This window comes from Sinorhizobium fredii NGR234 (genome assembly GCF_000018545.1).
GTDB lineage: Bacteria > Pseudomonadota > Alphaproteobacteria > Rhizobiales > Rhizobiaceae > Sinorhizobium > Sinorhizobium fredii_A.
In genome coordinates this window covers 2,224,475-2,250,996 of sequence record NC_012586.1, presented here as the reverse complement: position 1 = coordinate 2,250,996, position 26,522 = coordinate 2,224,475, and the positions used below count along the sequence as shown (strand labels likewise).

Here is a 26,522-nt window from a genome sequence, read left to right as displayed (position 1 = left end):
AGATAGGCTGAGGACGTTCGCGGTCAAGCGGTTGCGGCCGCGGCGCCTCGCCCAACAACGGGTGACCTCAAGACTCCTCCGCGGCGGTGCGCCCGGCATAGTCCACCCGGTTGATCCCGTGGCGCTGCAGCTTGTCGTAGAAGGTCTTGCGGGGAATGCCGAGCGCCGTCAGGGTTTCCTTGACGTCGCCGCGATGGGCGGTCAGCGCCTCTTTCAGGATATCGGCCTCGTAGCGCTCCAGCCGCTCCGGCAAAGTCCCGGTGCTTGTCGTCCCTGGCCGGGCGGCCGGCTTGCCGGGATTACCTTCGACCCCGAGTGCGACCCGCTCGGCAAAATGCGAGAGTTCGCGCACATTTCCCGGCCAAGCGTGCGACATCAGGTGGTCGCGGGTGGCCGCGGAGATCTCGGGGACCTCCCGTCCGAAGCGCGCCGCGGCGCGTTTCAGGAAATGCGAAAAGAGCAGCGGGATGTCCTCGCGGCGCTCGCGCAGGGGCGGGATCGACAGGGTGACGACATTGAGCCGGTAATAGAGATCCTCGCGGAAGTCGCCGCGCTCGGCCGGATCGCCGAGGTCGATCTTGGCGGCAGCGACGACGCGGATGTCGACCGGCCGGATTGTATTGGTGCCGAGCGGCGTGATCTCGCGGGCCTCCAGCACGCGCAGCATCTTGACCTGGGTCGCCGGCGGCATCGCTTCGATCTCGTCGAGGAACAGCGTGCCGCCGCTCGCGTGCTCGATCCGGCCGATGCGCTTCTTGACCGCACCGGTGAAGGCGCCGGCCTCGTGGCCGAAGAGCTCGCTCTCGATCACAGTCTCGGGCAGCGCCCCGCAATTCAGCGCCACGAAATTGCCGCTCCGTCGCCGGCTCCACTGGTGCAGAAGCGTCGCCACGACCTCCTTGCCGCTGCCGGTCTCGCCGGCGACCAGCACGTCGACGTCCGTGTCGGCGATATGCCTGAGCGTCTGCCGCAGCCGCTCCATCACCGGCGTCTGGCCGATCAACGGCAGGCTTTCCGAGGCGGCCTCGGCCGCCTGGCGAAGCGCCCGGTTCTCCGTGACGAGGCGACGCTTCTCTTGCGCTCGACGGGCGCTCTGGACGAGCCGGTCGGCGGCAAAGGGCTTGGCGATGAAGTCGTAGACGCCGTCCTGGATGGCCTGGACAGCCATCGGTATGTCGCCATGCCCGGTGACCAGAATAACGGGAAGGTCCGCATCGAGCTCGGCGATCTTACGGAACAGGGCAAGCCCGTCCATCCCCGGCATGCGGATGTCGCTGATGACGACGCCGCTGAAATCGGCGGTGAGCGCCGCGAGCGCCTCGGCCGCGCTGGCAAACGAAGACACGGTGAAACCGGCGAGCTCCAATGTTTGCTGCATCGCCTTGCGCAGGTCGCGGTCGTCATCGACCAGGAATACGGAACCGCTCATTGCGATCAGGCCTTCTTCAGATGCACCGTGAATGTCGTTCCGGAGGAGCTGCTGTCGACCTCGATCCTGCCGCCATAGTCGCTGATGATCTCCTTGGAGATGGCCAGGCCGAGGCCGAGTCCCTCTTCCTTCGAGGTGTTGAAGGGCGTGAACAGCTCGTCGCGGATGGCGGCCGGAATGCCCGGCCCGTTGTCGGCGACGGTGAGCGCAATGCCGCCCGCCGTCTCCTCGCAACGCACCCGGATTTGCGCGTCGTCACGATCGCCGATCGCTTCGAGTGCGTTCTGCAAAAGGTTGATCAGCACCTGTTCCAGCCGGATGCGATTGCCGAGCGCCTTCAGGCCGTCCGCCGGCAGCTCGATGCGGATCGCGTCCATGCGGCCGGCAAAGCGGCTGCGCAGCAGCAGAAGCGAACCCTCCACCACGTCCTTCATTGCCGTCGGCTCGGCGGCGAAGTGGCCCTTGCGGGCAAAGCGGCGCAGCTCGTCGGTGATCGCGCCGACGCGCTCGGTGAGTTCGGCGATGCTCGTCATGTTCTCGGCGGCCGTGGCGCTCTGGCCGCGGTCGAGAAAGACCCGGGCGTTGTCCGCATAGGCGCGGATCGTTGCGACCGGCTGGTTGATCTCATGGGCGACGCCGGCCGCGACCTGGCCAAGGATCGCCAGCCGGTTCGCCTGGACGAGATCCTGCTGCACGGCCTGCAGCTTCTCGGCGGTCTGCCGGTGGTCGGCGATCTCGGTCTCGAGGCGGTCGCGGGCCATGCTGAGGTCACGCGTCCGCTCCTCGACCTTCACTTCCAGTTCGTTGCGCGCCAGCCGATCCCTTGCCGATCGGAATACGATCGCCTGCCGCCGGCGCAACAGAAACGCGCCAAGCGCCAAGAGCGGCACCAGCGCGGTAAGCATGATGAGCCGCATCTCGCGCGCCCCGGCTGCCAGCGCCGCTTTCAGCGGCGACAGTTGCTCGAGCCGCCAGTTGGTCGACGGCACCAGCGTCTCGACGCGCAGGAAGGCCTCGATGCCGTCGCCGGGCAGCAGCGCCTCCAGCGTGGAGGAGCCATCCGGCTGGGCCTCGATCCGATGGAAAGGCAGCGGCAGCAGCGGCGCATCGCCGAACTGCAGGCTGTCGCGAATATCGGCCAGCCGGTCGTCTTGGATCTCTTTCGTCGTCATGAAGCGCCAGGAGGGCAGGCTGGTGATCAGCACGATGCCGCGCCGGTCGGTGACATAGGTCGGCTTGTCCGTGACCCGCCAGTCCGCCTCGACCCCGTCGAATTCGAGCTTGGCGACGATCACGCCGAGCGGGCCGTCCGGCCCGTCGACGCGGTGCGAGATGTAGAGGCCGGGCCGCCGGCTCACCGTTCCCATGGCGAAATGTTCGCCCTTGCCGTCGCGCATCGCCAGGCGGAAATAGTCGCGGAAGGCGTAGTCGTTGCCGACGAAGCTAGTTGGCTCCCGCCAGTTGCTGGCCGCGACGGCAACGCCGTCGCGGCCGATCATATAGACGACGGCCGCTTCGGCGCTTGTTGCGAGGCTTTCGAGCTTGCGATTGATCGGCTCCAGCGACTTTGGATTCGGCGAAGCCAGCGCTTGGCGAATGGCACCGTCGTCGGAAAGGACCAGCGGCAGAGCGCGCTGCCGTTCGACGACAGCCCTGAGCAGCGATGCTTTCAGGCTGGCGTCAATGCGGCTTTGCTCGGCAAGGTCGGCCAAAGCCTGCGACCGGCCGTATGCTCCGGCAAGCACGAACCCGGCGACCAGAAGCGCGAGCGCCACGGCCGCGAACAGGAGCCACGATCTATGCGCCCGGCGGCGCAGCGCGCTCAAGTCGTCCGTGCCTGGCGGGTATTCGGTCATGGCGGCATTGTGCATGTTTTCGCCCGGCGTGCCAGTCGACTTGTGCGGATTTCCGCACATTCTGGTTGGGCGGCTTTAGGCGCAGTCAATTAAAATGCAGTGATTTCAATGGCGTGAACCGTCGGCGGCAAACTGGCACGCCCGTTGCAAACAAACTCCACAAGGCAGCCGCGGCTGTCGATCTTCGGAAGAGTGGCCCGGGAGGCCCGGCGCGTTGCCGGACTGGGCGCGCGCCCCAAGTGGAGGATATCACATGATCATCGAGCATTCCGCGGAGGTCCGCGGCAAGACACCCTTTTACCGCCATCTCTACGTCCAGGTCCTGGCGGCGATCGCCGCGGGCATTCTGCTCGGCCATTTCTATCCCGAGCTCGGCACTGAGCTGAAGCCGCTTGGCGACGCCTTCATCAAGCTCGTCAAGATGATCATCGCGCCGGTGATCTTCCTGACGGTCGCGACCGGCATCGCCGGCATGACCGATCTCGCCAAGGTCGGCCGCGTCGCCGGCAAGGCGATGCTCTACTTCCTGACCTTCTCCACCCTTGCGCTCGTCGTCGGCCTCATCGTCGCCAATGTCGTGCAGCCGGGTGCCGGCATGCATATCGACCCGGCCTCGCTCGATGCAAAGGCGGTCGCCTCCTATGCGGCGAAGGCGCATGAGCAGTCGATCACCGGCTTCCTGATGAACATCATTCCGACGACACTCATCGGCGCCTTCGCCGAGGGCGACATCCTGCAGGTGCTGTTCATCTCGGTGCTGTTCGGCATCTCGCTCGCGATGGTCGGCAAGAAGGCCGAGCCGGTCGTCGATTTCCTGCAGGCGCTGACGCTGCCGATCTTCCGGCTGGTGGCGATCCTGATGAAGGCGGCCCCGATCGGCGCCTTCGGTGCCATGGCGTTTACCATCGGCAAATACGGCGTCGCCTCGATCGCCAACCTCGCCATGCTGATCGGCACCTTCTACCTCACCTCGTTCCTGTTCGTCTTCGTCGTGCTCGGCGCGGTGGCGCGCTATAACGGCTTCTCGATCGTGGCGCTGATCCGCTACATCAAGGAAGAGCTGCTGCTGGTGCTCGGCACTTCGTCCTCGGAAGCGGCGCTGCCGGGCCTCATGAACAAGATGGAGAAGGCCGGCTGCAAGCGCTCGGTCGTCGGCCTCGTCATTCCGACCGGCTATTCCTTCAACCTCGACGGCACCAACATCTACATGACGCTGGCGGCGCTCTTCATCGCCCAGGCGACCGATACGCCGCTCTCCTATGGCGACCAGATCCTGCTCCTGCTCGTTGCCATGCTGAGCTCGAAGGGTGCGGCCGGCATCACCGGCGCCGGCTTCATCACGCTGGCCGCAACGCTCTCCGTCGTTCCGTCCGTGCCGGTCGCCGGCATGGCGCTGATCCTCGGCATCGACCGGTTCATGTCGGAGTGCCGGGCGCTCACCAACTTCGTCGGCAATGCCGTTGCGACGCTGGTGGTGGCGAAGTGGGAAGGCGAACTGGACCAGGCACAGCTCTCGGTCGCGCTTGCCGGCGACACCTCGGTCGAGACCATCCCGGCCATCGCGGTTCAGCCCGCCGAATAAGTTGCCTCCCAGGGCAACGCACGATGAGTGCGGCTTGGCGCGGTCTGGTTTATCCGGGCCGCGCTTTTTTGCGGCAAAAACTTAACCTTAGGCGATGCGTGCGGAGCCCCACCCCCCTCTGGCCTGCTGGCCATCTCCCCCACAAGGGGCAGGGCTATCGCATATGAGTAAAGAACTCATGGAAGAAATCTCTGTTCCAGTTTACGCGGCGCATTTTGCTTGCGATGGGCTTGTCGAGTGGGTGGGCCGCCAAGATGTCGCGCGCCAGCCTGCGGATGACGGCAAGATTTTGCGGGGCATTGTCCTTGCGGCTGCGGGCGTCGTCTTCGTGGAAGACGACGTCGAGGCTCCAGTGCAATTGGTTCTCGATCGTCCAGTGGGCGCGCACGACCTCGGCGAGCTTGTGAGGCGCAAGTACTTTGGAGAGGGCGATATAGCGCACGGAGGTCACCGCCCTGCCGTCGGCGCCCTGCCGCGTGGCCTGGATGCGGCCGATCGCCTTCAGACCGGGAAAGGCGGGCGCTTGCTTGAACGCCTTGAGTGGCAGGACGCTGGCGCGGCGGGTTTCGAGGCGGCCGTGGCCGGTCTCGCGGGTCTCGTGGAAGGCGAGGTCACCGGCCGCGTCGGCCGCCACGAAGCCGGCTTCGGCGCAGGCAAAGAGCCGGCCGCGATTGGCCTTGAGCGCCAGGGCATAATGCGCCTTGCGCCCGATCAGCGCCTTGGCCGTGTCGGGGCGGCAATGCAGCGCGTCCGCCGTGACGATGCAGCCCTTCAGGTCGATGCTCTTCAGCAGCGCCAGCGTTGCGGCGACCTCGTCGGAACCTTCCGCCCGTTTGGTCGCCACCGACAGCCGCGTCTCGGCATCCCAGACGCTCACCATCACCGGCGGCATGAAGGCGCGTCCCTTTTCATAGCCGCGCCGCAACGCCTTGCCGTCGACCGCCACCACACCGCGCGGGCGCGGGCCGAGGCCCAGCCCCTGGCGCAGCGCCGCCAGAAAGGCGCCGAGCGCCCGCGCCAGTTCGTCCGGGTCGATGAGCCGGAAGATGCGGCTGAAGGTGTCGTGGCTCGGGCAGCCGTGCCGGAGCGTGACGATCTCCTTCAGTTCCGCTTCCCGGCCCTCGACGAATTCTGCGATCTCCACGCAGTTCTTCGCCCCGCAGAGCGTCGCCGCCAGCGCCAGAAACAGCAGCTCGGCCAGATCATGCCGCGCATTGATGTCGCGCGGATCATGTATTTCCCGTAAAATCGACAGAGCAAACGGCATCAAGGCGCCCTCGTAAAAGAGAAAGCCTTCCAAGAATCCATTCAAAGCTTCCTGGCAATACCTAATACTGATATGCGATTCCCCTGCCACAAGGGGGGAGATCGACTCGCGGCGACCTAACCACCCCAATCAAAGCTCTGGCAATGCAGAGCCTTCTAACGGGCACGGCCGTGCCACATCCGTTCTCCACCTTGTGTCCCCTTGTGGGGGAGATCGCCGGCAGGCGAGAGGGGGTGAGCCGACCCCCAGAGTTTACTTCTTGAGAGGTCCCCTGCGGCCCGCACCCTTCCTCAAATCCCGTGCAGCACCTGCGTCGCCTTGACCGCGGCCGAAGCCCGGTTCTCGACGCCGAGCTTCACATAGATCTGTTCCAGATGCTTGGTGACCGTGCGGGCGCTCAATCCCAGAATCTCGCCGATGTCGCGGTTGGATTTTCCCTTGGCGATCCACAGCAGAACCTCGGACTCGCGCTGGGTGAGATGGAAATGCTGGCGCAGCATCTCGTCGTCGCTCATGCCGTTCTCGGCGGTCAGGCGGAAGAGATACTCGTTGGCGCCGATCGCGCCGAGATAGGAAATCTGCAGGCCCGTCTGGCCGGCCTGATGGAGCGTCAGGCTGCCCTGCTTGTCGCCGCCTTGGCGTTCCCGCATCCAGGCGGCAATGCGGGCAGCCACCACCGCAAGGCCGTCGTCGCTGCCGGTCGCGGCGTTGACGAGGCGGGTCGCCTGCGGCGTCGACCAGCGCACCGTCCCGTCGCCGCGCACGGCAAGCAGATGCCTTCCGGCCGCATCGAGCGCGACGCGGGCGCTCTGGGCCGAGCGCGCATTGGAAAGATGGACACGGATGCGGGCCCGCAACTCGTCGATGTTGATCGGCTTGGTGAGGTAATCGACGCCGCCGGCCTCGAGCGCCCGTACAACATGCTCGGTCTCGGTGAGCCCGGTCATGAACACCACCGGCACCTGGGCGACCGAGGCGTTCGCCTTCAGCCGGGCGCAGGTGTCGAACCCATCCATGCCGGGCATCACCGCATCGAGCAGGATGAGGTCGGGCGTGATGCGATCGGCGATGTTGAGCGCGGCATTGCCGGAGGTGGCGATCAGCACGGAGAAGCCGGACTGCTCCAGCGCCTCGGTCAGGAAGCCGAGTGCCTCCGGAGAATCGTCGACGAGAAGCACGATGTCGCGCGGATTGGCGGCCTCAGGCACGGGCGTTCGTCTCCTCGGGAAGCAGCCGTCTCAGGAAGGCGTCGTAGCCCGACAGGTCGAAGGCCTGGACATAGGCGCTGACCGCCTCGGCAAAGGGCTGGTTCTCCGGGTTCAGAGCAATCTCCGTCAATTTCGCCTCGATGCCTCTCACGTAGCCGATTTCGCCGAGCTGGATCAATTCCTTCACGTGATGGTCGCCGGGGCTTGTCACAGCACTGGTCCTGCCATTGGCGGGCGCTTCCCTGACGTCGCCCTCGTAGATCCATTCGAGCCCGAGATGGATCGCCAGCTTGTCGGTGAGCTGCCGCACGCCGAAGGGCTTGGCGAGCGTGTCGTTGTGGCCGATCGCGCCGGTCGCCGAGCCGTCGCCGATATTGGCCGAGAGCATGATCGCCGGCGCCGTGTGCCCGCGTTCCCTGAGCTTCGTCACCAGTTCCCAGCCGTTCATGCCGGGCATGGAGATGTCAATCAGGAAGAGATCCGGCCGCGTCCCTTCGATGAGGGCCAGGCAATCGGTGCCGTTCGCCGCCGTCAGCACGGTGAAGTCGAGCGGCACCAGTACCTCGCGCATCAGGTCGCGGTGGTCGGCATTGTCGTCGACGACGAGGATGGTGCGGTGCGGTCCCTTGTAGGACGTGATCCTGCGCACCGGGTCCTTGAGCGCCGCCGGTCGGTCGACGGCCGAAAGCATCAGCCGCACCCTGAAAGCCGTGCCCTTGTCCTTCTCGCTGGTGACGGAGATTTCGCCGCCGAGCGTCTGGGTCAGCAGGCGCGTGATCGTCAGCCCGAGGCCGAGACCAGGCATGCGATGCTCCGCGTCGCCGCGCTGGAAGGGATCGAAGATCTTCGGCAGGTCCTTGTCGCTGATGCCGCGGCCGCTGTCCTCGATCGTGAAGGTCGCCACCTGGCTGCGATAGGCGATATCGAAGCGGATCAAGCCCTGATCGGTGAATTTCAGCGCATTCGACAGCAGGTTGACGAGGATCTGCCGCAGCCGCTTCTCGTCGGTCCTCACATATTGCGGCAGCGTTGGGCCGCGGTTGTGCTCGAAGCCGATGCCCTTGGCCTGCGCCTGCGGGCGGAACATGTCGACGATCTGGTCGAGGAAATCGTGGATGTTGATCTCGTTGGAATAGACCTGCAGCTTGCCGGCCTCGATCTTCGAGATGTCGAGCAGGCCGTCGATGAGCCCGGAGAGATGGTCGGCGCTGCGTTTGATGACCTTGATCGCGCCCTGCCGCGACGACGGGATCGTCTCGTCGCGCTCCAGGATCTGCGCATAGCCGAGCACGGCGTTGAGCGGCGTGCGCAGTTCGTGGCTCAAGCCGACGACATAGCGGCTTTTTGCCCGGTTCGCGGACTCAGCCGCCTCCTTGGCATTCTGCAGCGCCGCGTCGGTCTTCTTGTGGGCGGCGATCTCCTTGAGGAGCAGGGTGTTCTGGCGGGAAGACTCCTCCTCCGCCACGACACGGCTGTCATGGGCAAGCACGTAGAACCACGAGACGACGCCGGCCAGGATGGCGAAGACGAAGAAGACGACGGCGACCGTTCGCTCGACGACGGCGGCGGTCTCGGGCGAGGCGGCGGTCGTCTGGTGGGCGATCATCGCCAGGATGATGCCGATGCCGGTGATCGAGATGACAGCCGAAATCGCATAGCGGCCGAGCCTTGTGGCGAGTTTTGCGACAACCGTCTCCGGCAAGACCGCCTTGGCGACCGTGGCGATCTGCGTGTTGAGCCGCGCCTTCGGCTTGCACATGTCGTGGCAGCGGCTGTCGAGCGAACAGCAGAGCGAGCAGATCGGCGCCGCATAGGCCGGGCACCAGGCCATGTCCTCGGGCTCGAACGGATGTTCGCAGATCGAGCAGGTGATCTCGCTTTCGCTGAGCCAGCTCTTGCGCGGCTTGCGGGCGAGATAGAATTTTCCCTCCGTCCGCCAGGCGATCAGCGGCGAGACGACGAAGGCCGTGACGAGGGCGATATAGGGCGCGAGCGAGGCGGCGATCTCGCCCATGGCGCCGAAATGCGCGACGAGCGCCAACAGCGCCGAGACGCCCATCGTACCGAGGCCCACCGGATTGATGTCGTAGAGATGGGCGCGCTTGAACTCGATGCCGGGTGGGGACAAGCCGAGCGGCTTGTTGACGAAGAGGTCGGCCGAGATCGTGCAGAGCCAGGCCATGGCGATGATCGAAAAGATGCCGAGCGTCTCCTCGAGCAGCCGGTAGATGCCGAGTTCCATCAGCAGCAGCGCAATCGCCACGTTGAAGACCAGCCAGATGACGCGGCCCGGATGGCTATGGGTGAGCCGCGAAAAGAAGTTCGACCAGGCGAGCGACCCGGCATAGGCATTCATCACATTGATCTTCAGCTGCGAGACGACGACGAAGGCGACCATCAAGAGGAGTGCGGCCGTCTCCGACGGGACGATATAGCCGAAGGCGGTGTAGTACATCTGCGCCGGATCGGCGGCCCTGGTCGAGGGCACGCCGGCACTGAGCGCCAGTACCACAAGGAAGGAACCGGCCAAGAGCTTCGGCGCGCCGACGATGACCCAGCCGGAGCCGGCGAGAAACACGGCAATGCGGTGATGCAGCTTCCTCTGGCCGTCCGGCGGCAGGAAGCGCAGGAAGTCGACCTGCTCGCCGATCTGCGCCATCAGCGCGAAGATCACCGCGGAGGCCGCGCCGAATTCGACGAGATCGAAGGACGCGACGGTGCCGGCCGGCCCGGAGGCGTGGTGTATGCCGGCATAGGCAAGCCAGAGCCCGACCTTTTCCCAATCGGCGAGCGCGATGAAGGCAAACGGCAGGATGTTGAGCACGATCCAGAAGGGCTGTGTCATCAGCTGGAACTTGCTGATGAGACGGACGCCGTGGGTCACGAGCGGGATCACCGCGACGGCGCTGACGATGTAGCCGATCCACAGCGGTATGCCGAGCGCCAGTTCCAATGCGCCGGACATGATCGACGCTTCGATCGCGAAGAGGATGAAGGTGAAGCTCGCATAGATCAGCGAGGTGATCGTCGAGCCGATGTAACCGAAACTCGCGCCGCGCGTCAGAAGGTCGATGTCGACGCCGTGGCGGATCGCGTAACGGCTGATCGGCAGCCCGACCAAGAGGATCATCACGCTCGCGACGGCTATGGCGACCACGGCATTGGTGGTGCCGTAGGACATGGTGATGGCGCCGCCGATCGCCTCCAGCGCCAGGAAAGAGATCGCCCCGATCGCCGTCTGCGAGATGCGCTCGGAGGAAAACCGCCGCGCGCTCTTGGCGGTGAAGCGCAGCGCATAGTCTTCAAGCGTCTGGTTGGCGACCCAGCGATTGTATTCTCGTCGAACGGGAATGATGCGCTGGCGTGCAGCCATGTTGCCTCGTCGTTACTGTAGCCTCGCCGGTCTCTGCCTATTTTCCCGGCAAGCGAAAGCGACGCATGAAATTTATGCAATGTAGAAAGTTTGAAAGCAAGCTTCAAAGCGTCACTGGCGGAACATCGCCTGCCTCGACGATGCGACCGGCGACCGCGCCGATCCTCAACGAGGACGGCCGGCACGATGCCTGGGCGTACGTGACCCAGTATTTGTGACCCTGCCGATCACGCACAACAGGCGCTCTTCGATGAGACGGGGGCGCAGCAGGCAGCCGACGCGCGCCCCTCCTCGGCAAGCCATCGATCGCGCGGTTTGCAGCTCGCGGGTCTCGGCGCGAGTTCCACATGCACGGCGTTGTCGCGCAGTCTTGGCAGCGACGCGCAATAGAGCTGCATGGGACGCACGCCGTCGCTGACTTCGAAGGTGAGCTTTGCCGATTGCGCAAGTTGCAGGTGATCCGACACCTTGCCGATGATCCCCGAGAACTTGCCGGCCGGCATGTGCGCCCTGCTGTCTTCCTCGACGTCCCAAAGCTGCACGAAGATCTCGGTCCAGGCCTCCGGATTGGCGCCGCAATCGAGCCCTGCGAACTGCCCGGCCTTGACCTCCGTCACATGGTAGCCGGCTTTGATCGGCCGACCGTCGTAGTGAAACACGAGGGGAAGCTCGCTAGCCGCAGCCAGAGTCTCAAGCAGAAGCCCGAGCGAGATGTCGTCGTTGTGAATTTTCGTATTGTCGAGCGCGCTCATATGCATTATTCCTCGTTTCAATTATTCAAGGATTATTGAAATATGGACGAACGTCAAGCGCTTGCCGCCTTCGGTGCGCTCTCGCAGGAGACGCGCCTGAAGATCATTCGAATGCTGGTGGTGGCGGGTGCAGACGGGGTATCCGCGGGGGTGATGGCAGAGAACCTGGGGGTTTCGCCCTCCAATATCTCGTTTCATCTGAAAGAGCTGGAGCGGGCCGGGCTGATCACCCAGCAGCGCGAGTCGAGATCGATCATCTATTCGGGCAATTACGAGGCGCTGGGCAGCCTCGTGCGCTTCCTTATGGAAGACTGCTGCGCCGGACATCCTGAAGTCTGCGCACCGGCCGCCGCGGTCGCGGCCTGCTGCGCGCCAACTATGGAGGGGAAATGCCAATGAGTGACGATCGGGTCTACAATGTGCTCTTTCTCTGTACCGGCAATTCCGCCCGCTCGATCATGGCGGAAGCCATGCTCGAGGTGGAGGGGAAGGGCCGCTTCCGCGCCTTTTCGGCCGGAAGCCAGCCCAGGGGTGAGGTTAATCCCTGGGCGCTGAAGACGCTCGAAGCGCTCGGCTATCGCACGACGGGATTCTCGTCGAAGAGCTGGGACGTCTTCGCCGCGCCCGGTGCTCCGCAAATGGATTTCATCTTCACGGTCTGCGACGATGCCGCCGGCGAGGCCTGTCCGGTCTGGATCGGGCATCCGGCGACAGCCCATTGGGGCATCGAGGACCCCGCTGCGGTCGAGGGACCTGATGTCGAGAGGGGCCGCGCTTTCGCGCGTGCGGCGAAGTATTTGAAGAACCGCATATCGGTGTTCGCGGCCCTGCCGATCGCCTCGCTCGACAAGCTCGCGCTCGAGACGAAGCTCCATGAGATCGGACGGCTCGAAGGCGCGACGTCCCGTCCGTCCGAGGCGCGCTGATGTCGTCGTTCGATCTCTCCCGCCGCCTCGTCGCCGAGGGCCTGGGTACGGCGCTGCTCGTCGCGACCGTCGTCGGCTCCGGCATCATGGCCACGTCGCTAACTGAGGACACGGCGCTCGCTCTGCTCGGAAACACGCTTGCCACGGGCGCGATCCTGGTCGTGCTGATCACCATTCTCGGTCCCATATCCGGGGCGCATTTCAATCCGGCCGTATCGCTGGTTTTCGCGCTTTCCCGCAATCTGCCACGACGCGACCTCGTCGGCTATGTAGCGGCGCAAGTCGCCGGCGGCATTCTGGGCACGATCGCGGCGCACCTGATGTTCGATCATCCGATCCTCGAATGGTCGACGAAGGTGCGCACCGGGCCAGCGCAATGGTTCTCCGAATGGGTGGCAACCTTCGGGCTCGCCGCGACCATTCTCGCCGGCATCCGTTTCGAACAGAAATCGGTGCCATGGCTGGTCGGCCTCTATATAACGGCTGCCTACTGGTTCACGGCGTCGACCTCGTTTGCCAACCCGGCCGTGGCGGTTGCCCGGTCGCTGACGGATACGTTCTCCGGCATCCGCCCGGCGGATCTGCCCGGATTCATCTCCGCGGAGCTGGTCGGCGCGGTCTCCGCGCTCTTGCTGACGACCTGGCTGCTGCGGCCTGCAAACCCGATGAGGATAAAATCATGAATGCCACGATCTACCACAATCCCGCTTGCGGCACGTCGCGCAACACGCTGGCGATGATCCGCAACGCCGGCATCGAGCCGACCATCATCGAATATCTCGATCAGGCGCCGTCGCGTGACGAACTCGCCCGGATGATCGCCGACGCCGGCCTCACCGTCCGGCAGGCGATCCGCGAGAAAGGCACGCCTTATGCGGAACTCGGCCTTGACGATCCGGGACTGGCGGACGAGCAACTCATCGATGCGATGCTGAAGAACCCGATCCTGATCAACCGGCCCTTCGTCGTGACGCCGCTCGGCACTCGGCTGTGCCGCCCGTCCGAAGTCGTGCTCGATATCCTGCCTGAGACGCACAAGGGAGAGTTCACCAAGGAGGACGGCGAGAGAGTGCTAGACGCGGACGGCAAACGCCTCGTCTGATCTGCCTGCGTGGTTTTGCCCGCCGCTTCCTTCTTCCCCCCCGCCATCTACGTAGAATGACGTATGTGCAGTGCAGCGGGCTTGTTCAATGATCGCTTTCAGAGACGGGAGCGGGATGCGAGCGAAAAACCGCTGCGCACTTTTCCTCTCCCGCTCCCAAGCAACGGCCAAGGACAACCAACGCTCCGTTGCGGCGACCAGAGCTAGAGGGGTTCAATCAGATGACTTACAGGGCACGCGTCACCGGCGCATTCCTCGCTGCCGTCCTTTCGACGACCGCGTTCAACGGCGCCTTCGCCGCCGAGGACACGATCAAGGTCGGCATCCTTCATTCGCTTTCCGGAACCATGGCGATCTCGGAGACGACGTTGAAGGACGCCATGCTGATGCTGATCGACGAGCAGAACAAGAAGGGCGGCCTGCTCGGCAAGAAGCTTGAGGCGGTCGTCGTCGACCCGGCTTCGGACTGGCCGCTCTTTGCCGAAAAGGCGCGCGAGCTGGTCTCCGTCGACAAGGTTTCCGCCGTCTTCGGCTGCTGGACCTCCGTGTCGCGCAAATCCGTGCTGCCGGTCTTCGAGGAACTGAACTCGATCCTCTTCTACCCCGTCCAGTACGAGGGTGAGGAAAGCCAGCGCAACGTCTTCTACACCGGTGCCGCGCCGAACCAGCAGGCGATCCCCGCCGTGGACTACCTGATGGAGAACGAGGAGGTGGAGCGCTGGGTGCTCGCCGGCACCGACTACGTCTATCCGCGCACCACCAACAAGATCCTCGAGGCTTATCTCATCGCCAAGGGCGTCAAGCCCGAGGACATCATGATCAACTACACGCCGTTCGGTCATTCCGACTGGCAGACGATCGTTTCCGACATCAAGAAGTTCGGCTCGGCCGGCAAGAAGACAGCCGTCGTCTCGACGATCAACGGCGACGCCAACGTGCCCTTCTACAAGGAGCTCGGCAACCAGGGCATCAAGGCCGAGGATATTCCGGTCGTCGCCTTCTCGGTCGGAGAGGAAGAGCTCGCCGGCCTCGATACCGGACCGCTCGTCGGCCATCTTGCCGCCTGGAACTATTTCCAGTCGGTCGACAACCCGGCCAATGCCGAATTCATCAAGACCTGGAAGGCCTATACGAAGAACGACAAGCGGGTCACCAACGACCCGATGGAAGCCCACTATATCGGCTTCAACATGTGGCTGAAGGCGGTGGAGAAGGCCGGCACCACCGACACCGACGCGGTGCTCGACGCGATGATCGGCGTCTCGGTGCCGAACCTCTCGGGCGGCTATTCGACGATGATGCCGAACCATCACATCACCAAGCCGGTGCTGATCGGCGAAATCCAGGGCGACGGCCAGTTCGAGACCGTCTGGGAAACGCCCGGTCTTGTCGTCGGCGACGAATGGTCGGATTACCTGCCGGACTCCAAGGACCTGATCTCCGATTGGCGCGCTCCGATGTCGTGCGGCAACTTCAACGTCGCCACGGGCAAGTGCGGCGGCAAGGGTTCGTGATTTCATGACGAAACAATTGTTCGCTGACGGGCCGGATGCGGCCCGTCCCCGGCATCGAGTTTCATGACGAACCGATAGCATGAAAACACCCTCCGTCCGACGGCCTCCATTCGGACGGGGGACTTGCCGTTGATGCCAAGCGAGAAGCCAATGTACCGAATCTTTCAAACCCTGTTGGTTGCCTTGCTCCTCTTCACCGCGATCCCCGGCGGGCTTCGCGCGCAAGAGGGATTGCGCGACCTGGTCAACGCGCTCGGCGAGGCGAAACTTTCCGATATGGACGAGCATATCGCCGCGCTGGCGAAGACAGGTGATCCCAAGGTCGTGCCCGTCTTGGAAGCGCTCGGCGAAGGCGATCTCTATGCGCGCAAGGCGGACGGCCAGGTGTTCCTGACCAAGGAAAGCGGTTCGTCGCTGACGCTCATCGACCCGATCTCCGGCGAGAGCGCCGGCGAGGCGCCGAAGGCGGCGCTTGCGAAGATCAAGGTCAACAATGGCGTGCGCCGCGCCGTGCGCACCGCGCTCGGCAGCCTGACGCTGCTCAGCCCCGACCGCGGTCAGCGCCTGAAGGCGGCGCATTCCGTGCTTCAATCCCCCAACGCCGATGCGCTCGGCGCCATCGAGAATGCGCTCGCCGCCGAGAAGGACGCCGAGGTTAGCGCCCTGCTCGAGCGGGCGCGCGCCACAACGCTGTTGATTTCCGACCGGCCCGTCGACGAGAAGAGGGAGGCGGTGCGGCTGCTCAAGCAAAACGGTGGCCGCGAGGCCCTCTCCATCCTCTCGACGGCGCTGAACTCGGCCGACGAAACCCTGAAGCCGGACATCGAGGCGGCGCTCGCCGGCATCGAACAGACTGAGGCGCTGTGGGCCGCCGGCCAGAATGTCTGGTACGGCCTGTCGCTCGGCTCGGTGCTGCTGCTCGCGGCGATCGGCCTGGCGATTACCTTCGGCGTCATGGGCATCATCAACATGGCGCATGGCGAGATGGTGATGCTCGGCGCCTATACGACCTTCCTGGTGCAGGAGGTCGTGCGCGACTCCTATCCGGCGCTTTTCGACTGGTCCCTGGCGATTGCCCTGCCGCTCGCCTTTCTGGTGACCGGCGCGGTGGGGCTGGCGATGGAACGCGGCGTCATCCGCTTCCTCTATGGCCGGCCGCTCGAAACGCTGCTGGCCACCTGGGGCATCTCGCTGATCCTGCAGCAATCGGTGCGGTCGATCTTCGGCCCCACCAATCGCGAGGTCGGCAACCCGTCCTGGATGTCCGGCGCCTTCGAGCTCGGCGGCCTGACGGTCACCTGGAACCGCCTGTGGATCGTCCTTTTCGCGCTCGCCGTCTTCGCCGCGCTGCTCTTTCTCCTCAAGAAGACGCCGATGGGCCTGCAGATGCGGGCGGTCACCCAGAACCGCCGCATGGCCTCCTCCATGGGCATCCGCACGCCCTGGGTCGATGCGCTCACCTTCGCGCTCGGCTCCGGCATTGCCGGCATGGCCGGCGTGGCACTCTCGCAGATCGACAACGTCTCGCCGAACCTCGGCCAGGGCTACATCATCGACAGCTTCATGGTGGTGGTCTTCGGCGGCGTCGGCAATCTCTGGGGCACGCTCGTCGGCGCCTTCTCGCTCGGCATCCTCAATAAGTTTTTGGAGCCCTATGCCGGCGCCGTGCTCGGCAAGATCCTCGTGCTCGTGCTGATCATCCTGTTCATCCAGAAGCGGCCGCGCGGGCTCTTCGCACTCAAGGGCCGGGCGGTGGAAGCATGATCACATCTTTCCTCATCAGATCGCTGGACCGCACCATCGTCATCGCCGTGGCGATCCTGCTGGCGCTTGCCGTCCTCGTTCCCGCCCTCAATCTCCTGACCGCGCCGGACCATCCGCTGCATGTGCCGACCTATCTGGTCTCGCTGTTCGGCAAGTACCTGACCTACGCGCTCTTAGCGCTGGCGCTCGACCTCGTCTGGGGCTTCTGCGGCATCCTCTCGCTCGGACACGCCGCCTTCTTCGCCCTCGGCGGCTATGCGATCGGCATGTATCTGATGCGCCAGATCGGCGCGCGCGGCTCCTACGGCAATCCCCTGCTGCCGGATTTCATGGTCTTCCTCAACTGGAAGGAACTGCCCTGGTTCTGGTACGGCTTCGACATGTTCTGGTTCGCGGCGCTGATGGTCGTGCTGGTGCCCGGCCTCATCGCCTTCGTCTTCGGCTGGTTCGCCTTCCGCTCGCGCGTCAACGGCGTCTATCTGTCGATCATCACCCAGGCGATGACCTATGCGCTGCTGCTTGCCTTCTTCCGCAACGACATGGGTTTCGGCGGCAACAACGGGCTGACCGACTTCAAGGATATCCTCGGCTTCAACATCCAGGCCGACGCCACCCGCGCCGCGCTCTTTGCCGCTTCCGCGCTGGCGCTCGCCGTCTCGCTCGTCATCACCTCGGGCATCGTCCGCTCGAAATTCGGCAAGGTGCTGGTGGCGCTGCGCGACGCCGAAAGCCGCACCCGTTTCCTCGGCTACCGTGTCGAGCACATGAAGCTCTTCGCCTTCACCGTCTCGGCGATGATGGCGGGTGTCGCCGGCGCGCTCTACGTGCCGCAGGTCGGCATCATCAATCCAGGCGAGTTCGAGCCCGGCAACTCGATCGAAGTGGTCATCTGGACGGCGGTCGGCGGCCGCGGCACGCTGATCGGCCCGATCATCGGCGCGATCCTCGTCAACGGCGGGAAAAGCATCTTCACCGCCGCCTTCCCGGAATTCTGGCTTTTCGCGCTCGGCGGGCTCTTCGTGCTCGTCACGCTGTTCCTGCCAAAGGGGGTGGTCGGCACGGCTCAGCACTATCTCTCCCGGCGCCGCGCCTATCGCGCCGTCAGCCGACCCGAGAACGAGACCGGCTTGGCTGACGCCGAACCCTTGGCTGCGGAGTGATCGCCATGACCGAGAAGAAACCGAAAAGCCTGCTCTATCTCGACGGCGTCTCCGTTTCCTTCGACGGCTTCAAGGCGTTGAACTCGCTCTCCTTCATCGTCGAGCCGGGGGAACTGCGGGCCATTATCGGCCCGAACGGCGCCGGCAAGACGACGATGATGGACATCATCACCGGCAAGACGCGGCCGGACGCGGGAGAAGTCTTCTTCAAGGGCGACATCGACCTGACCCGGAAGGACGAGGCGGAGATCGCCCAGCTCGGCATCGGCCGCAAATTCCAGAAACCGACCGTCTTCGAGAGCCATACGGTCTGGGACAATCTCGAATTGGCGCTGAACCGCCGCCGCGGCGTCTTCGCGACGCTGTTCTATCGCCTGGCGGGCGAGGACAAGGCCCGCATCGAGGAGATCCTTTCGACGGTCCGGCTGACGGCGCGACGCGACGATCTCGCCGCCAACCTCTCGCACGGGCAGAAGCAATGGCTGGAGATCGGCATGCTGCTCGCGCAGGAGCCGGAACTGCTGCTCGTCGACGAGCCGGTCGCCGGCATGACGGATGCGGAGACGGCGGAAACCGCGGTCCTCCTCAGGGAGATCGCCAAGACACGCTCCGTCGTCGTCGTCGAGCACGACATGGGCTTCATCCGCGATCTCGGAGTAAAGGTCACTTGCCTTGCCGAAGGTTCGGTGCTGGCCGAAGGCTCGATCGATTTCGTCAGCAACGATCCGAAGGTGATCGAGAACTATCTCGGCCGATGAGCGGCGAGCGGAGGGACCTATACCGATGTTGAGCGTCGAAAACGTCAGCCTGCACTACGGCGCCGCCCAGGCGCTCCGCAACGTCTCGTTCAAGGCCGAAATGGGCAAGATCACCTGCGTGCTCGGCCGCAACGGCGTCGGCAAGTCGAGCCTGCTCAGGGCCATCACCGGCCAGCATCCGGTGAGTTCCGGCGCAATCGCCTTCAATGGCGTGGCCCTCGACGGGCTGGCGCCCTTCCGGCGCGCGAAGCAGGGCGTCGGCTACGTGCCGCAGGGTCGCGAGATCTTTCCTCTTCTGACGGTCAAGGAGAATCTGGAGACCGGCTACGCGCCGCTGAAGCGCGCCGACCGCTCGATCCCCGACGATATCTTCAGCCTGTTTCCCGTGCTTCAGACCATGCTCGGCCGGCGCGGCGGCGACCTTTCCGGCGGCCAGCAGCAGCAGCTCGCCATCGCCCGCGCGCTCGTCACCCGTCCGAAAATCCTCGTGCTCGACGAGCCGACCGAGGGCATCCAGCCGTCGATCATCAAGGACATCGGCCGAGCCGTCAGGTATCTCAGGGATTCGACCGGCATGGCGATCCTGCTCGTCGAGCAATATCTCGACTTCTGCCGCGAGCTCGCCGATCAGGTCTACATCATGGATCGCGGCGCCTTTGTCCACGCGGGGCCGGCAGAGACGCTGGACAGCCCGGAAGCGCGCCGGCATCTGACGGTCTAGCGGTTTTTCCACAGGGGTGGAAATCAGCCCGGGATTTCAGCGACTTGTGTCTGCCGGGGTGGCCGCTTTTTCTGCCCCGCGGCAGAAAATCCACCGTTTCAATCGATTGTGTTTGCGCCCTCCGGTGCTTTGAACCATACTGCCGCTGCACGATTTATGAAGGAGCATTACAAACCGTTACCGCTGACAGAATTGGCCATTTCGCGTTTCCGGCCTAACCACTCGGAGGAGACCCTAATGACGAATTTCCTGCCCGCCCTTTATGAAGGGCATGCCCCGATCACGCTGCAGACTCTCTTCAGAGATGCACTCGAAGCCTATGACGATTGGGACGAAGACATGCCCGAACCGATCGTTTCCTTTGAAGGAAAAGTGGTGCCGATCAGCGCCGTCTTCGATTGGATGCGGCCCTGTACCGACATCATGCCGGCCAATATGCTCGGCATCGTCACCGACCGCCTGACGAAGCCCTGGAGCGGCACAGGCCCACTCGACGAGATGACCGTCTCCACCGCCGCACGCGTCATGTCCGTTCTGGTGCGACGGCGCCTGCTGCGCTTCGGCCGCGGTTCGATCGAGGCTTTCGCAGAGCGTTTCAACCATCCGATGGGCCCTGGGCAACCAGGCTGAGCCGAGAGTTGCGAAACGGCGTAGCCGGCGGCCGCGCTGTTTCGCCTCATCCGGGGAACGAAGTTCCTTCGGCCTTGCCGGACCGCCGCTTTACATAAGATATTGGTAGCGCTACCATTTCCATCAGACGCCCGGGAGGAGCCTGTCTGGCGTTCATGGACTTGCGTATCGATAAATCGTGCCGGATCGGCCACGGAAGCACTCGGTTACCGCTGACGAGAGGCTTTGGTGCTTTCTGAAGCATCCAACTGCGCTCGCACGAGGGTTCGGTGCTCCGGTCCGCAGGCGGGCCTGCGGCGAACAATCGATGGCTGTGCCGCCGATCGATGCCCTGTCCCTGCATGATAACGGGAGGGAATTCGATGACCAGAGCATTCGTCAGCGGCATTCTCACGGCCGCTGCACTACTGTCCACCACCGCCTACGCAGAGCCTGAAATCGTCAGCGGTCCCGCCGCCGAGCCGGATTGCTTCGCGCCCTGGACGGCCGAAACCAAATTCTTCAAGTTCCCGAAAAAGGATGGCCCCTATCGGGTGGCGCTTGCGAATGGGTTCATCGCCAACACCTGGCGCATCCAGATGATCCAGACGGCCAAGGCTTATGCCGCACAGCCGGACGTTGCCGCCAAGCTCAAGGAGTTCAAGGTCGTTTCTACCGGGGAGGACGTTCCGGCGCAGATCTCGGCGATCAACAACTTCATCGACTCGGGCTATGACGCGATCATCGTCAATGCGCAGAACCCGACCGCTTTCGGTCCGGTCATCAAGCGCGCCAAGGAGGCCGGCATCGTGCTCGTCGCCTTCGACAACATCCTCGACACCGAGGATGCCATCAACGTCAACGTCGACCAGAAAGGCCTCGGCGTGCTCTGGGCGAACTGGCTGGCCAAGCATCTTCCGGAGGGTGGCAAGATCCTCGAGGTGCGTGGCGTCGCCGGCACCTCGGTCGACACCGACCGCCACAACGGCATCCATGAGACCTTCGCGGCGACCGGCAAGAAATGGGACGTCGTCGAGGTCATCGGCAAGTGGGACGACCCGACCGCGCAGAAGGCGACGGCGGACGCGATTGCCGTACACAAGAAGTTCGACGGCATCACAGCCCAGGGCGGCGATACCGGCGTCGTCCAGGCGATGATCGATGCCGGTCATCCCTTCGTGCCGTTCGGCGGCGAAACGGAGAACGGCTTCCGCAAGTTCTGCGCCAAGCATGCCGGCGAGGGGCTGAAGTGCTCGTCGGCCGGTACCGGGCCCGCTCAAGTGGCAGTCGCCATCAAGACGGCGATCGCAGCCCTCGAAGGGCAGGTGGTGCCGCAATCGATCAAGCTGCCGCTGGCGATCGTCGAGGATCCGAACTTCAAGGAAGGCCAGGACTTCTACCCCGACCAGTCGGACAACTTCTTCGTAGGCAACGCCTTCCCGACCTGCGGCATCAACTTCACGGCCCAGGAGATCATGGGGCAGACGAAGGAAAACCAGTAGTCTCTGGGGTTTTCCGGAGCACCATGCCGCGTGCGCGAGCACGCGGCATGCGCAGGAGAATCGGGAGCCGAGGCGACGGATGGCGATGGGAGAGATACAGGCGACGTCGCCGCTATTTCGGATGGAGGGCGTGTCGAAGCGCTATGGCGGGGTTCGCGCCCTGGAAAGTGCCCATCTCGACGTGGAGGCGGGCCGCATCCATGCGATCCTCGGCGAGAACGGTGCAGGCAAGTCGACACTGATCAAGATCATGGCCGGGGTGGTGGCGCCGGACGAGGGCCGCATGCTGCTCGACGGTCAGGACGTCAGCTTCCGCTCGCCGGCTGCGGCTTCTGCCGCCGGCATTGCCTGCGTCTTTCAGGAACTGTCGCTGATCCCGGATCTCAGCGTCGCCGACAACATCGCCATTGCCAACCCACCACGCCGCTTCGGCCTGATCGACCGGCGGGCCCAGCGCGCAATCGCCGAGGAGGCTCTCGCCCGGGCCGGTGCCGAGGACATACACCCGCGCACCGCGGTCAAGGATCTGCCCCTGTCGCGCCGGCAGATGGTCGAGATCGCCAAGGCGCTCGCCTCCGGGCCGCGCATCCTGATCCTCGACGAAGCGACCTCGGCGCTGACGGCCGGCGATGTCGCCAAGGTGTTCGCCGTGCTGAAGGGCCTGCGTTCCGAGGGTCTGGCGCTGCTCTACATCTCGCACCGCATGCATGAGATTGCCGAACTTGCCGACACCTGCACGGTGTTCCGCAACGGCCGCAACGTCGCTAACTTTTCCGCCGGCAGCCGGACCAACAGCGAGGTCGTCGAAATGATGATCGGGCGCGAATACAGCAACGTCTTCCCGCCGCGGCAGAAGCGCACGATCGAAGAGGGCAAGGCGCCGGTGCTCGAATGCCGCAATCTCGGCTGGAGCGACCGGCTGCGCGACATATCCTTTTCCGTCGGCGAGGGGGAGGTCGTCGGCCTCGGCGGGCTCGAAGGCCAGGGCCAGCGGCTCCTGCTTCTCGCCCTCTTCGGCGTGCTGCGCGGCATGAGCGGCTCGGTGCTCATCGACGGCGCGCCGGCGGCGATCAGCGGTCCGGCGGCGGCACGCAAGCCGCCGCATTCCATGGCGCTGATCCCCGAGGACCGTAAGACCGAGGGGCTGATGCTGCCGATGACGGTCCGGGAAAATCTCTCCTTTGCCGCCCTCGACCGCGTTTCCCGCGGCGGCGTCATAGATCGGGCGAAGGAGGAACAACTGATCGACGAGATGCTGCGGCTCCTGGAAATCAAGACCGCCGGCCTCGACGTGCCCGCCGGCGCGCTTTCCGGCGGCAACCAGCAGAAGGTCGTCATCGCCAAATGGCTGATGCGCGAGCCGCGGATCATCCTGCTCAACGATCCGACACGCGGCATCGACGTCGGGACCAAGCAGGAGCTCTATCGCTTGCTCCGGCAACTGGCGGAGGCGGGCGCGGCGATCGTCTTCTATTCGACCGACTACGACGAACTGATCGGCTGCTGCGACCGGGTCCTGGTCCTCTATGACGGCCGCGTCGTCCGAGAACTCGAAGGCGATCAGATCAGCGAACGGGCACTGATCGCCAGCGCGCTCAATGTCGAGGCTGGGCAGGAAGGAACGGCGGCATGAGCGAATGGCGCTATTGGCTGAACGAGCAGCGCGGCACGCTGACAGGCCTTGCGATCTTCCTGGTGATGTTTTCCGTCTATGTCGCCAATCATCCGGCCGGGTTCACCGCCAATGTCGTCCACACGGCCGCCAACAAGGGCGTACTGCTCGCCTTCGTCGCCATGGCGCAGGCGCTGGTGGTGATCACCGCCGGGATCGATCTGTCGGTCGGCATGATCCTGGTGCTCACCAACTGCCTTGCTTCCTGGATCGTCGTGGGCGGAGCGGTACCAACCGCGCTTGGCGTAGCCGCCGTGCTGGCGACCGGAACGCTCTGCGGCGCGATCAACGGCGCGCTGGTGATCTACGGGCGCCTCCAGCCGATCGTCGCGACGATCGCTACCGGGGCCGTCTATTTCGGCCTTGGCCTGCTGCTCCGGCCCTTTCCGGGCGGTTCCGTCAACGAGGACCTCGCCGACGCGCTGACCGGGCGGCTGTTCGGGGTCATTCCGTCGAGCCTCGTCGCACTCGCCGCCGTCGTCTTATTGATCTGGCTCCCCTTCCGGCGATCGGTCGCGGGCCGCGCGGCTTTCGCAGCCGGCTCTTCCGAGCCGGCCGCCTTCATGTCCGGCGTGCCGATCCGCCGCGGCAAGTTCGCGGCCTATCTCTTGGGCGGGCTGCTCGCCGGAATGGGCGGCCTGTTCCTCACCTTCTTCACCTATACGGGCGAGGCGGCCTATGCGAGCGGCAGCGCCTATACGCTCTGGTCGATCGCCGCAGTCGTGCTCGGCGGCGTGTCGCTCTATGGCGGTCGCGGCAGCGCCGTCGGGGCGATCTTCGGCGCCTTCGCGGCCCGCACCACCGGCGACATGCTGTTCGCCTTCGACGTCGACCCGCTGTGGCAGCCGCTGCTTCAGGGCATCGTCCTGATGATCGCCGTCAGCATCGGCTCGCTGGCGCTCCTGCGGGTCCGAAACCGGCTGGACTGGTTCCAATGAGCGAGACCTCCGAGAGCCGCCTGTCCGTCAAGACGCGCCGGCCCGGCATTCTCCGCCGCGCCGATCCGGCCGTCCTTACCGCCTTCGGCTGCATCCTGCTCTTACTCCTTCTCGGCAGCCTCTATTCCAGCAATTTCCTGTCGCCCGACTATCTGCTGCAGCAGCTCAAGGTCGCCTCGTTCCTCGGCGTGGTGGCGGCCGGGATGATGATCGTCATCCTGCTCGGCCACATCGATCTGTCGGTGCCCTGGGTGATGACGATGGGCGCGATGATGGCCTGCGCCGCGGCCGGTTTCGGACCGGCAGGCGCCTTCGTCGCCATTCCGGTCGGCGTCCTCAGCGGCATGGCCTTCGGCCTCCTGAACGGCTTTGGCGTTGCCTATCTGCGCATTCCTTCGATGATCGTAACGCTCGCCTCCAATGTCGTGGCGCAGGGACTGATGGTCGTCTACACCGGCGGCTTCTCGCCGCAGGATTCGGCGCCGCCTGCCATACGCTGGCTGGCGACCGGCGCACTCGTGCCGGGCGTTCCGAACGCCATCCTCGTCTGGTTTGCCGTCAGCGCGGCGATGGTGTTTCTGCTCACCCGCACCGCCTTCGGTCGCGCCGTCTATGGTATCGGCAACAGCGAGCGTGCCGCCTTTCTCTCCGGCGTCGGCACGCGGCGGGTCATCATGATCGCCTTCGTGTTCTCGGGCGGGTTGAGCGCCTTCGGCGGCGTATTGCTTGCCGGCTATGCCTCGAAGGCGGCACAGGCGATGGGCGACGCCTATCTCCTGCCGTCGATCGCCGCGGTGGTGCTCGGCGGCACTTCCATCCTCGGCGGCCGCGGCTCCTATCTCGGCACGGTGGCGGGCGTCATCCTGATCACGCTGCTGCAATCCATCCTCTCGGTCATGCAGATGCCGGAGGCCGGCCGCCAGATCGTCTACGGCGTCGTCATCATCGTGATGCTGCTGCTCTACGGCCGGGCACCACCGAGCCGCTGACATCACCTTGCTTGAACTCTCCAGGCTCGTTGAGGATGCACGTCGTTGGCGCAGGGTGGTATCATCCGGGCACGCCCTCCGATTGGCGGCCGCACGAAAACGGAGCGTTCCCATGACCCGCATCGTCGATCTCCGCGTCTTTGACCTGCGCTTTCCGACGTCGCAAAGCCTCGACGGATCGGACGCGATGAATCCGGACCCGGACTATTCTGCCGCCTATGTCATTCTCGACACCGACCAGCCGGGGCTCTCCGGCCACGGCCTTACCTTCACCATCGGCCGCGGCAACGACATCTGCTGCATGGCGATCAAGGCGATGCGCCACCTTGTCGTAGGCCAGGAGATCGAGGTCATTCGCAACCAGCCGGGCCACTTCTGGCGGCATCTGACCGGCGACAGCCAGTTGCGCTGGATCGGGCCGGAAAAGGGGGCGATCCATCTCGCCACCGGGGCGATCGTCAATGCCGTGTGGGATCTGATCGCCAAGGAAGCGGGCAAGCCGGTCTGGCGTCTCGTGGCCGAGATGTCGGCAGAGGAGATCGCCGATATCGTCGATTACCGCTATCTGACCGATGTGCTGACGCGCGAGGACGCGATCGATATCCTCAAACGCGCCGAGCCCGGCAAGGCGGCGCGCATCGCGATGCTCGGGCGGGAGGGCTATCCCTGCTATACGACCTCCGCCGGCTGGCTCGGCTACGGTGACGAGAAACTCCGGCGGCTTGCTGAGGAGGCGGTCGACGCCGGCTTCAACCACGTCAAGATGAAGGTCGGGCGCGACCGTGCCGACGATATCCGCCGGCTGACGATCGCCCGCGAGGTTCTCAGTCCCGATCGTTACCTGATGATCGACGCCAACCAGGTCTGGGATGTCGACGAGGCGATCGACTGGGTGAAGGCGCTTTCCTTCGCCAAGCCCTTTTTCATCGAGGAGCCGACCAGTCCCGACGATGTCGCCGGCCACCGCAAGATCCGCGCGGCAATCGCGCCCATCAAGGTCGCGACCGGCGAGATGTGCCAGAACCGCATTCTCTTCAAGCAGTTCATCGCCGAAGGCGCGATCGACATCGTCCAGGTCGACGCCTGCCGCCTCGGGGGCCTGAACGAGGTTCTTGCCGTCCTGCTGATGGCGGCGAAATATCGGCTGCCGGTGTGGCCGCATGCCGGCGGCGTGGGCCTCTGCGAGTATGTGCAGCATCTGTCGATGATCGATTATGTCGCCGTATCCGGCACCAAGGACGGCCGCGTGATCGAGTATGTCGACCATCTGCATGAGCATTTCGTCGATCCCTGCGTCATCAGCAACGCCGCCTATATGCCGCCGCAGCGGCCCGGCTTCTCGATCGAGATGAAACCTCAGTCGATCGAGACCTACACTTATCGCCCATAGCGACAGGCCG

Annotated in this window: 22 protein-coding genes; 16 read left to right on the top strand and 6 right to left on the bottom strand. The window is 64.6% G+C overall.

Annotation, left to right across the window (positions count from 1 at the left end; genetic code table 11):
- Nucleotides 1-67: 67 nt before the first annotated feature.
- Entirely contained in the window at nucleotides 68-1,429 is a 1,362-nt protein-coding gene (locus NGR_RS10515; protein WP_015888250.1) for a sigma-54-dependent transcriptional regulator, read from the bottom strand.
- Nucleotides 1,430-1,434: 5 nt separating this feature from the next.
- Complete coding sequence (locus tag NGR_RS10510) at nucleotides 1,435-3,300, bottom strand: sensor histidine kinase (protein WP_164924002.1); 1,866 nt, start codon at nucleotides 3,298-3,300, stop codon at nucleotides 1,435-1,437.
- A 238-nt stretch (nucleotides 3,301-3,538) separates the two neighbouring features.
- Between NGR_RS10510 and NGR_RS10505 the strand changes: the two genes are divergently transcribed.
- Complete coding sequence (locus tag NGR_RS10505; RefSeq protein WP_015888248.1) at nucleotides 3,539-4,867, top strand: dicarboxylate/amino acid:cation symporter; 1,329 nt, start codon at nucleotides 3,539-3,541, stop codon at nucleotides 4,865-4,867.
- A gap of 154 nt (nucleotides 4,868-5,021) precedes the next feature.
- On the opposite strand, the gene NGR_RS10500 is transcribed toward NGR_RS10505, so the two are convergent.
- The 4 genes from NGR_RS10500 to NGR_RS10485 form a co-directional block, all read right to left on the bottom strand.
- On the bottom strand, nucleotides 5,022-6,134 hold the full coding sequence (locus NGR_RS10500) for an ISAs1 family transposase (protein ID WP_012708792.1): 1,113 nt from the start codon (nucleotides 6,132-6,134) through the stop codon (nucleotides 5,022-5,024).
- A gap of 290 nt (nucleotides 6,135-6,424) precedes the next feature.
- On the bottom strand, nucleotides 6,425-7,342 hold the full coding sequence (locus NGR_RS10495) for a response regulator (RefSeq protein WP_015888247.1): 918 nt from the start codon (nucleotides 7,340-7,342) through the stop codon (nucleotides 6,425-6,427).
- A complete protein-coding gene (locus NGR_RS10490; RefSeq protein ID WP_015888246.1) occupies nucleotides 7,335-10,715 on the bottom strand; it encodes a hybrid sensor histidine kinase/response regulator in 3,381 nt (1,126 codons plus the stop codon). Before NGR_RS10490 ends, NGR_RS10495 begins: the two co-directional genes overlap by 8 nt.
- Nucleotides 10,716-10,942: 227 nt before the next feature.
- Entirely contained in the window at nucleotides 10,943-11,467 is a 525-nt protein-coding gene (locus NGR_RS10485) for a DUF6428 family protein (protein WP_164924000.1), read from the bottom strand.
- Between the two features lie 42 nt (nucleotides 11,468-11,509).
- On the opposite strand from NGR_RS10485, the gene NGR_RS10480 reads away from it, so the two are divergent.
- The 15 genes from NGR_RS10480 (at nucleotide 11,510) to NGR_RS10410 (ending at nucleotide 26,512) form a co-directional block, all read left to right on the top strand.
- On the top strand, nucleotides 11,510-11,866 hold the full coding sequence (locus NGR_RS10480; protein WP_015888244.1) for an ArsR/SmtB family transcription factor: 357 nt from the start codon (nucleotides 11,510-11,512) through the stop codon (nucleotides 11,864-11,866).
- Nucleotides 11,863-12,393 (top strand): arsenate reductase ArsC, encoded by a 531-nt coding sequence (locus NGR_RS10475; RefSeq protein WP_164923999.1) that lies wholly within the window; start codon nucleotides 11,863-11,865, stop codon nucleotides 12,391-12,393. Before NGR_RS10480 ends, NGR_RS10475 begins: the two co-directional genes overlap by 4 nt.
- Nucleotides 12,393-13,076, top strand: coding sequence for an aquaporin (locus NGR_RS10470; protein ID WP_015888242.1), 684 nt, complete (start codon nucleotides 12,393-12,395; stop codon nucleotides 13,074-13,076). Before NGR_RS10475 ends, NGR_RS10470 begins: the two co-directional genes overlap by 1 nt.
- Nucleotides 13,073-13,495 carry an arsenate reductase (glutaredoxin) gene (arsC, locus tag NGR_RS10465; protein ID WP_015888241.1) on the top strand — a complete coding sequence of 141 codons (423 nt, stop codon included), beginning with the start codon at nucleotides 13,073-13,075 and terminating at the stop codon, nucleotides 13,493-13,495. The genes NGR_RS10470 and arsC overlap by 4 nt, the downstream gene beginning before the upstream one ends.
- Nucleotides 13,496-13,716: 221 nt before the next feature.
- Nucleotides 13,717-15,009, top strand: a complete 1,293-nt coding sequence (gene urtA, locus NGR_RS10460) for an urea ABC transporter substrate-binding protein (protein ID WP_015888240.1) — start codon at nucleotides 13,717-13,719, stop codon at nucleotides 15,007-15,009.
- A gap of 150 nt (nucleotides 15,010-15,159) precedes the next feature.
- Nucleotides 15,160-16,773 (top strand): urea ABC transporter permease subunit UrtB, encoded by a 1,614-nt coding sequence (gene urtB / locus NGR_RS10455; protein WP_164923998.1) that lies wholly within the window; start codon nucleotides 15,160-15,162, stop codon nucleotides 16,771-16,773.
- Nucleotides 16,770-17,933, top strand: a complete 1,164-nt coding sequence (gene urtC / locus NGR_RS10450; protein WP_015888238.1) for an urea ABC transporter permease subunit UrtC — start codon at nucleotides 16,770-16,772, stop codon at nucleotides 17,931-17,933. The genes urtB and urtC overlap by 4 nt, the downstream gene beginning before the upstream one ends.
- Nucleotides 17,934-17,938: 5 nt before the next feature.
- On the top strand, nucleotides 17,939-18,691 hold the full coding sequence (gene urtD, locus NGR_RS10445) for an urea ABC transporter ATP-binding protein UrtD (RefSeq protein ID WP_015888237.1): 753 nt from the start codon (nucleotides 17,939-17,941) through the stop codon (nucleotides 18,689-18,691).
- A gap of 25 nt (nucleotides 18,692-18,716) precedes the next feature.
- A complete protein-coding gene (urtE, locus tag NGR_RS10440; RefSeq protein ID WP_015888236.1) occupies nucleotides 18,717-19,412 on the top strand; it encodes an urea ABC transporter ATP-binding subunit UrtE in 696 nt (231 codons plus the stop codon).
- A 237-nt stretch (nucleotides 19,413-19,649) separates the two neighbouring features.
- Nucleotides 19,650-20,042: a hypothetical protein gene (locus tag NGR_RS10435; protein WP_015888235.1), complete on the top strand. Its 393-nt coding sequence runs from the start codon at nucleotides 19,650-19,652 to the stop codon at nucleotides 20,040-20,042.
- A 362-nt stretch (nucleotides 20,043-20,404) separates the two neighbouring features.
- Complete coding sequence (locus NGR_RS10430) at nucleotides 20,405-21,523, top strand: sugar ABC transporter substrate-binding protein (protein WP_015888234.1); 1,119 nt, start codon at nucleotides 20,405-20,407, stop codon at nucleotides 21,521-21,523.
- A 79-nt stretch (nucleotides 21,524-21,602) separates the two neighbouring features.
- Nucleotides 21,603-23,156 carry a sugar ABC transporter ATP-binding protein gene (locus NGR_RS10425; protein WP_164923997.1) on the top strand — a complete coding sequence of 518 codons (1,554 nt, stop codon included), beginning with the start codon at nucleotides 21,603-21,605 and terminating at the stop codon, nucleotides 23,154-23,156.
- Entirely contained in the window at nucleotides 23,153-24,133 is a 981-nt protein-coding gene (locus NGR_RS10420) for an ABC transporter permease (protein WP_015888232.1), read from the top strand. The genes NGR_RS10425 and NGR_RS10420 overlap by 4 nt, the downstream gene beginning before the upstream one ends.
- Nucleotides 24,130-25,122 carry an ABC transporter permease gene (locus NGR_RS10415; RefSeq protein WP_015888231.1) on the top strand — a complete coding sequence of 331 codons (993 nt, stop codon included), beginning with the start codon at nucleotides 24,130-24,132 and terminating at the stop codon, nucleotides 25,120-25,122. Before NGR_RS10420 ends, NGR_RS10415 begins: the two co-directional genes overlap by 4 nt.
- Nucleotides 25,123-25,234: 112 nt before the next feature.
- Entirely contained in the window at nucleotides 25,235-26,512 is a 1,278-nt protein-coding gene (locus NGR_RS10410) for an L-fuconate dehydratase (RefSeq protein ID WP_015888230.1), read from the top strand.
- Nucleotides 26,513-26,522: the final 10 nt, after the last annotated feature.

Coding starts and splice junctions, on each gene's coding strand:
- NGR_RS10515 (WP_015888250.1), bottom strand. CDS start 1,429: ATGAGCGGTTCCGTATTCCTGGTCGATGACGACCGCGACCTGCGCAAG.
- NGR_RS10510 (WP_164924002.1), bottom strand. CDS start 3,300: ATGCACAATGCCGCCATGACCGAATACCCGCCAGGCACGGACGACTTG.
- NGR_RS10505 (WP_015888248.1), top strand. CDS start 3,539: ATGATCATCGAGCATTCCGCGGAGGTCCGCGGCAAGACACCCTTTTAC.
- NGR_RS10500 (WP_012708792.1), bottom strand. CDS start 6,134: ATGCCGTTTGCTCTGTCGATTTTACGGGAAATACATGATCCGCGCGAC.
- NGR_RS10490 (WP_015888246.1), bottom strand. CDS start 10,715: ATGGCTGCACGCCAGCGCATCATTCCCGTTCGACGAGAATACAATCGC.
- NGR_RS10485 (WP_164924000.1), bottom strand. CDS start 11,467: ATGAGCGCGCTCGACAATACGAAAATTCACAACGACGACATCTCGCTC.
- NGR_RS10480 (WP_015888244.1), top strand. CDS start 11,510: ATGGACGAACGTCAAGCGCTTGCCGCCTTCGGTGCGCTCTCGCAGGAG.
- NGR_RS10475 (WP_164923999.1), top strand. CDS start 11,863: ATGAGTGACGATCGGGTCTACAATGTGCTCTTTCTCTGTACCGGCAAT.
- NGR_RS10470 (WP_015888242.1), top strand. CDS start 12,393: ATGTCGTCGTTCGATCTCTCCCGCCGCCTCGTCGCCGAGGGCCTGGGT.
- arsC (WP_015888241.1), top strand. CDS start 13,073: ATGAATGCCACGATCTACCACAATCCCGCTTGCGGCACGTCGCGCAAC.
- urtA (WP_015888240.1), top strand. CDS start 13,717: ATGACTTACAGGGCACGCGTCACCGGCGCATTCCTCGCTGCCGTCCTT.
- urtB (WP_164923998.1), top strand. CDS start 15,160: ATGTACCGAATCTTTCAAACCCTGTTGGTTGCCTTGCTCCTCTTCACC.
- urtC (WP_015888238.1), top strand. CDS start 16,770: ATGATCACATCTTTCCTCATCAGATCGCTGGACCGCACCATCGTCATC.
- urtD (WP_015888237.1), top strand. CDS start 17,939: ATGACCGAGAAGAAACCGAAAAGCCTGCTCTATCTCGACGGCGTCTCC.
- urtE (WP_015888236.1), top strand. CDS start 18,717: ATGTTGAGCGTCGAAAACGTCAGCCTGCACTACGGCGCCGCCCAGGCG.
- NGR_RS10435 (WP_015888235.1), top strand. CDS start 19,650: ATGACGAATTTCCTGCCCGCCCTTTATGAAGGGCATGCCCCGATCACG.
- NGR_RS10430 (WP_015888234.1), top strand. CDS start 20,405: ATGACCAGAGCATTCGTCAGCGGCATTCTCACGGCCGCTGCACTACTG.
- NGR_RS10425 (WP_164923997.1), top strand. CDS start 21,603: ATGGCGATGGGAGAGATACAGGCGACGTCGCCGCTATTTCGGATGGAG.
- NGR_RS10420 (WP_015888232.1), top strand. CDS start 23,153: ATGAGCGAATGGCGCTATTGGCTGAACGAGCAGCGCGGCACGCTGACA.
- NGR_RS10415 (WP_015888231.1), top strand. CDS start 24,130: ATGAGCGAGACCTCCGAGAGCCGCCTGTCCGTCAAGACGCGCCGGCCC.
- NGR_RS10410 (WP_015888230.1), top strand. CDS start 25,235: ATGACCCGCATCGTCGATCTCCGCGTCTTTGACCTGCGCTTTCCGACG.